General features: G+C 28.3%; 7 protein-coding genes. 5 read left to right on the forward strand and 2 right to left on the reverse strand.

The genetic code is table 11. The features are described 5' to 3' along the window. Positions 1-1650: a GGDEF and EAL domain-containing protein gene (locus OCV55_RS11380; RefSeq protein ID WP_147580670.1), complete on the forward strand. Its 1650-nt coding sequence runs from the start codon at positions 1-3 to the stop codon at positions 1648-1650. A gap of 18 nt (positions 1651-1668) precedes the next feature. Here OCV55_RS11380 and OCV55_RS11385 read toward each other — a convergent pair whose 3' ends face one another. After that, positions 1669-2238, reverse strand: coding sequence for a CYTH domain-containing protein (locus OCV55_RS11385; RefSeq protein ID WP_147580671.1), 570 nt, complete (start codon positions 2236-2238; stop codon positions 1669-1671). Between the two features lie 63 nt (positions 2239-2301). On the opposite strand from OCV55_RS11385, the gene OCV55_RS11390 reads away from it, so the two are divergent. Continuing rightward, complete coding sequence (locus OCV55_RS11390; RefSeq protein WP_147580672.1) at positions 2302-3081, forward strand: NAD kinase; 780 nt, start codon at positions 2302-2304, stop codon at positions 3079-3081. Then, positions 3078-3887, forward strand: coding sequence for an RluA family pseudouridine synthase (locus OCV55_RS11395; RefSeq protein WP_147580673.1), 810 nt, complete (start codon positions 3078-3080; stop codon positions 3885-3887). The genes OCV55_RS11390 and OCV55_RS11395 overlap by 4 nt, the downstream gene beginning before the upstream one ends. 220 nt (positions 3888-4107) lie before the next feature. On the opposite strand, the gene OCV55_RS11400 is transcribed toward OCV55_RS11395, so the two are convergent. Beyond that, on the reverse strand, positions 4108-4317 hold the full coding sequence (locus OCV55_RS11400; RefSeq protein ID WP_147580674.1) for a hypothetical protein: 210 nt from the start codon (positions 4315-4317) through the stop codon (positions 4108-4110). A 207-nt stretch (positions 4318-4524) separates the two neighbouring features. Here OCV55_RS11400 and tnpA point away from each other — a divergent pair, with 207 nt between their 5' ends. Further along, positions 4525-4920 carry an IS200/IS605 family transposase gene (gene tnpA / locus OCV55_RS11405; protein WP_147580675.1) on the forward strand — a complete coding sequence of 132 codons (396 nt, stop codon included), beginning with the start codon at positions 4525-4527 and terminating at the stop codon, positions 4918-4920. Between the two features lie 5 nt (positions 4921-4925). Further along, entirely contained in the window at positions 4926-6077 is a 1152-nt protein-coding gene (locus tag OCV55_RS11410; protein ID WP_147580676.1) for an RNA-guided endonuclease TnpB family protein, read from the forward strand. Positions 6078-6164: the final 87 nt, after the last annotated feature.

Below are 6164 nucleotides of genomic sequence, written 5' to 3' on the forward strand. Positions count from 1 at the left end.
ATGGATAGATTAGATGCAAAGGCTATAAAGACGTATAAAGAAATTATACTTATTTTAGATCAATGTATTGATGATTATTTATTTGTAATGGATCTTGATAAAGACATATATTTTATCTCACCACATGCTATGAAAAGATTTAATATTCCAAGCTATGAATTTAGTAATTCTTTACCAGCACATAAAAAATTTGTATATGAAGATGATCTAGAAATGTTATTATCAGATATGAATAAGTTGGTTTCGGGAAAGAAAAATTTTCATAATTTACAATATCGTTGGATTGGAAAAGACGGTATTCCTATTTGGATCAATTGTCGAAGTAAATCGATTAAGGATTATGATGGGAATGTTAAATATATTATTGGCTGTATTAATGAAATTGGTAAAAGACAAGTTGCTGATAATGATAGTGGATTATTAGGAGAAATGAGTTTTAAAAATTTTATTTATCCTATTCATGAAGATATTACACAGGGTTTTATTTTAAGAATTGATATTGATGATTTTAAAAATATTAATGAAAATTTCGGTGTAAAATATGGTGATGTTGTTTTAAAACAAGTTGGAAATTGTATTAAAAAGTTATTAACTAAAAATCAACAACTTTATAGGATTGTCGCTGATGAATTTATTGTGATGGATGTTGTTGGCAGTAAAGAAGATGCAAGAGCTCTTTATAATGCAATACGTAGAAGTATTACATGTTATGTAGAATCTATTAATTATGATATTTATTTAACGATTTCTGCAGATATTCTAGATTTTCATGATTATCCTAATAAAAGTTATAATTCTATTATGCAATGGACAGAATTTGCTTTAAATCAATCGAAAACAAATGGAAAAAATACATATACGATTTTTAAGCAGGAAGATTATCAAGAATTTTTAAGAAAAAATAAATTAACAAAAGAATTACATAAAGCAGTTAACCAACAATTTAAAGGATTTGAAGTTTATTTTCAGCCAATTATTGATATGAAAACAGAAAAGATTCATAGTATGGAAGCATTGCTTAGATTTGAATGTGATGAATTTGGTAAAATTTCACCACTAGAATTTATTCCATTATTAGAGGAAAGTGATTTGATTATTCCTGTAGGTAGATGGGTTTTAGATCAAGCATTAAAAGCTGTAAGTATGTTTTCAAATATTAAAGTACAAATTAATATGTCTTATGTTCAAGTGTTAAAAACGCCAGCATTAAATGATATTTTAAATATTATAAAAAATTATAAAATAGAAAATAATCAATTGGTTATAGAACTTACAGAAAGTGGTTTTATTGAATCTAATAAAAACTTTATTGATTTTTGTAATGGTTTAAAGAAAGAAAATATCTTACTTGCTTTAGATGATTTTGGAACAGGATATTCTAATTTCCACTATCTTTATAATTTAAAACCAGATTATATAAAAATAGATCGAACATTGATGAAAAATGCGCTTTCAAATGAGTATGAAAATATGTTGCTAAAACATATGGTGGATATGGTTCATAGCGTAGGTGTTAAGATTTGTATTGAAGGAATAGAAGAAAAGGAAGAACTTGAACGTATTATGTTATTAAAGCCAGATTATATTCAAGGATTCTATTATGGTAGGCCGGTTTCTTTAAGTGTGTTTATGGAAAGCTATCAAATATAAAACGAATAAGTATGTGACTTATTCGTTTTTTAATGTTTCTAACATTCGTTTGATTTTACTTAAACAGTTTTGTTTATATTCTAAATGATAAGGTTGAATGATTTTTTTGAATGTTTGAAGTCCTTGATCATAATCCTCCACTTCAAATTCTATTTCATAATCATGATGATGGTTATATTCATTTTCATCTAAGGATAAAACACCATCGGGTAAAATAATATCATGACGTGTTGTTTTTAAATAATATCCACATGTTAAATCTTTGATATAAATATTTTCTTTTTCTAAAATATCAAAGATTTCATTATTGACATGTTGATGATTAAAAATAGCATCTTTAATTTCTTTATTAATATCTATATTTAATTCATTCAGACCAATAGCTGAAGGTCTTTTCAATGTGAGTTCGTAATGACCTTTTTTTTCTCTAATTCTGAGTGAGTATTTTTTCTTTTCCAATAGAGGATGAAAAAGATAATAATTGGTTTGTTGATAACTGTCTTTGATTTGATTTTTATAATCAGATAATATTTTTTTAAATATATTTTCTTTTAATAACATTTTAAATTCAATTTCTAAATGTTCCATATGATACCTCTTTGCTTAAATGCTCTAGATATATTATAATACATCTATATGGAGGGAAGAAAGATGAAATATGCATTAATGGTTAGAAATGATGATCTTTCTAAAAAAACAGCTTTGAAAATTAAAGAAAGTTTACAAAACTTTTTTATTTATGATGAAAAAAATCCAGATCTTGTTATTTCAATTGGAGGAGATGGAACTATTTTAGAAGCTGTACATCAATATTTAAATGTTGATTGTTGTTTTGTAGGTATACATACAGGAACTTTAGGATTTTATACAGATTACCAAGTTGATGAAGTGGATCAATTTATAAAAGATGTGACTTCTAGACAATTTAAGACGATGAAAAGATATATGTTAGAAATTAAAATTAATAAAAAAGACTCTTTTCAAACATATTATGCTTTAAATGAATTAAGATTAGATCAAGGGTTACAAGCACAGGTTATTCATGTGTATATTGGTAATGTTTTATTAGAAGTTTTTAGAGGGAATGGTTTATGTGTTTCAACTCCTTCTGGATCGACTGCTTATAATAAATCTTTAGGTGGTTCTATCATTTATCCAGGTATTCCTTTGATGCAACTTACAGAAGTTGCAGGAATTCATCATAATGCATATCGTTCTTTAGGTTCAAGTTTGATTTTAGATGAAAGTCAAACAATTAAATTAGTTGGAAATCATTTTAATCATTCTTTGATTGGGATCGACCATATTCATTTAGAATTAGAGGATGTTGAAAATATTGAGATTACGATTGGGCGTAAGTATGTTCGTTTTATTGAATATAAAGAAATGTCTTTTATTAAAAGAGTAAGAAGGGCATTTATTAATTCATGAGTTATCAAATTGAACAAACGATTTTATTAAGAGATTATTTGAAAGAATTACCAATTAGTCAAGCAATGATTAAAAGGATTAAAAGGGAAGGTGATTTCTTAGTCAATGGAAAAAGTCAAACAGTAAGATGTTTACTTCAAAAAGGAGACTGTTTAGAAATTATTTTTCCAATAGAAAACTCAAATATTCAACCAGAAAATATTCCTTTAAAAATCATTTATGAAGATGACTATTATATAATCATTGATAAAGAAAGCCAAATGCCTTGTATTCCTACTAAAAGATATCAAAGCCATACTTTATGTCATGCTTTAATGTATTACTATCAACAAATTGGTTTAAAAAGTACAATTCATTTAGTAAATCGTTTAGATAAAGAAACATCAGGATATATGTTGGTTGCTAAAACATCACAAGCTCATGCATTGCTTTCTAAAGATATTAAACAAGTAGAACGTGTTTATCATTGTTTAGTTGAAGGAATTTTAGAAGGGGAAGGCGTTATTGAGCGGCCTATTTTAAAAAGTAATGATTCTATTAAAAGAATTGTTGATGATCATGGTAAGTATGCTAAGACGTATTATAAATCTTTAATGCATAAAAATAATCAAACACTTGTAGAATGCAAATTAGTAACGGGAAGAACCCATCAAATTAGAGTACATATGGCTTCTATTGGTCACCCTTTAGTGGGAGATCTTCTTTATGGATCAAATGAAGATCAATTGTTTTATTTGGATAGTGTTGAAATTAGTTTTATTCATCCTTTTATCCATCAGAAAATACATTATAAAAAGGAGAGTTAATCTCCAAATGGCATGAACTTAAGATATAATCTTAGGTTCATGTCTTTTTATTTTTATCCTTTTTTTATAATAGTATCAAATATTTCTTTTTGTGTAGTATAGGGTATATAATCTTATTACTTTTAATTTAAATATATTTATTATATATTTGTAGTATAGGATGGTGATGTTATGTTTGTAAAAGTTGTAAAAAATAATAGCGGTCGTCCAGATACCTCTTTTATCTCAATTGTTGAATCTTATTGTGAAGATGGGTAAATGGAGGTAATGTTTGAAAGTATTCTTTATCGTAGTCATAGCCCATTAAATGACAAGTTCCTTCATTCCACCAAATAGAAAGGACATTTCCATTTTCATCACATTCCATAGACCATCTAGCTTCACCTAATGAACCATAGACAGCATCTGCACTATTTTCATTGGTAAACATCCAAATAGTAAGATCTTTATCTTTAAGATCTTATGAATAGGGTTGAACAAAAATAGGAGCGCAATCCCCTTCCTCTAAGCGAAGCGTAGGGAGGGATCTAGCTCCTTTTATAGTTTTTATAATAGATGTTGTTTTAGACATGTAGCTGTGATACATTATAAGTATAAAAGACGTTCAGTCGTACTTAATTTTAGAAAGGATATTGCTATGGAACTTGATACTAATAATCATTCAGTGTTCATGCTTAATTATCATTTAATTATGTGTGTCAAATACAGGAATAATGTTATTGATGATGCTATCTCATTACGGCTTAAAGAGATATTTAAAAACATATGCCTTAATTATAATATTTCGTTGGAAGAATGGAATCACGATAAAGACCATGTTCATATACTGTTCAGAGGGCAGCCTAATAGTGAGATTTCTAAATTTATCAATGCTTATAAATCAGCAAGCAGTAGACTTATAAAAAAAGAATATCCAGAAATCAAGAAACATTTATGGAAGGATATGTTCTGGTCACAAAGCTATTGTTTGATATCTACAGGTGGGGTGACCGTAGATATTATTAAGGAATATATTCAAACGCAAGGAAGGTAAAATATATGTCAAAAGCAAACAAAAGTAACAAGGCAATTAAATATAGACTCTATCCAAATGATGAACAAAAAGTCATGTTTGCAAAAACTTTTGGTTGCTGTCGTTTTGTCTATAACCAATTACTTGCCTTACAAAAACAAAGATACAAAGATGGAGAATCCCATCTTTCTAAGCTTAAATCAAATGAGTTCGCTACTCGTACATTAAAAAAAGATTATGATTTTCTCAAAGAAATAGATAAATTTGCTGTTTCAAATGCCGTTTTTCATTTAGCAGACGCCTATGACAGATTTTTTAAAAAACAAAATCATTTCCCTAAATTCAAAAGCAAAAGAAAATCTAAAAAGTCGTATACAACAAATTTTACCAACAACAATATTCTTATTGGTAAAAATGTCATAAAGCTTCCTAAAGTTGGAATGGTCAAAGCTGTTATTCATAAGCTGCCTAAAGATGATTGGAAGCTTAAATCTGTTACTGTCTCTCAAGATAGTGTCGGTAACTATTTTGCTTCCGTTCTTTTTGAATATGAACAGGAAGACATTCCATCTGTTTCCAAATCAAGTACAAATGCTATTGGACTTGACTATAAATCCGATGGACTTTATATGGACAGTAATGGGAATAAAGCAGGAGTTCATAAATACTATCGAGAAAGTCATAAGAAGCTTGCTAAACAACAAAGAAGACTTTCACGAAAAGCAGGTTCTAAAAAGAATGAAACAAAATCAAGCAACTATTTTAAACAAATGAGAAAAGTAAACAGAATCTATAGAAAAATAGCGAATCAACGTCTCGACAGTCTTCATAAGAAATCTACTGAGATAGCCAATCAGTATGATATCGTATGTGTCGAAGACTTAGATATGAAAGCTATTGGAAATAAAGGTTTTGGCAATGGAAAAGCGACCTTTGACAACGGTTATGGAATGTTTCTTAATATGCTTGATTACAAGCTTAAAGAAAGAGGTAAATATTTTGTAAAAGTTGACAAGTGGTACCCTTCTAGCCAAATCTGTCATTGCTGTGGAAGTGTAAAAAAATTCGACCTAAAAGACCGAGTTTATACATGTGATTGTGGCTATACTGGAGACAGAGACCATAATGCAGCAATCAACATACTTACAGAAGGATTGAGGATTCTTCAGTCCTTATAGATAAATTATAAAAGTAGGCTTGGGACGAGCCAAACTTATACGCTTGTGGACACTGTGTAAGACCTATAATGTATTGTCATTAGAGGC

Origin of the sequence: [Clostridium] ammoniilyticum (assembly GCF_025566905.1) — a bacterium.
In the GTDB taxonomy this organism is placed as follows: domain Bacteria; phylum Bacillota_I; class Bacilli_A; order Erysipelotrichales; family Coprobacillaceae; genus Faecalibacillus; species Faecalibacillus intestinalis.

Coding starts and splice junctions, on each gene's coding strand:
- OCV55_RS11380 (WP_147580670.1), top strand. CDS start 1: ATGGATAGATTAGATGCAAAGGCTATAAAGACGTATAAAGAAATTATA.
- OCV55_RS11385 (WP_147580671.1), bottom strand. CDS start 2,238: ATGGAACATTTAGAAATTGAATTTAAAATGTTATTAAAAGAAAATATA.
- OCV55_RS11390 (WP_147580672.1), top strand. CDS start 2,302: ATGAAATATGCATTAATGGTTAGAAATGATGATCTTTCTAAAAAAACA.
- OCV55_RS11395 (WP_147580673.1), top strand. CDS start 3,078: ATGAGTTATCAAATTGAACAAACGATTTTATTAAGAGATTATTTGAAA.
- OCV55_RS11400 (WP_147580674.1), bottom strand. CDS start 4,317: ATGTTTACCAATGAAAATAGTGCAGATGCTGTCTATGGTTCATTAGGT.
- tnpA (WP_147580675.1), top strand. CDS start 4,525: ATGGAACTTGATACTAATAATCATTCAGTGTTCATGCTTAATTATCAT.
- OCV55_RS11410 (WP_147580676.1), top strand. CDS start 4,926: ATGTCAAAAGCAAACAAAAGTAACAAGGCAATTAAATATAGACTCTAT.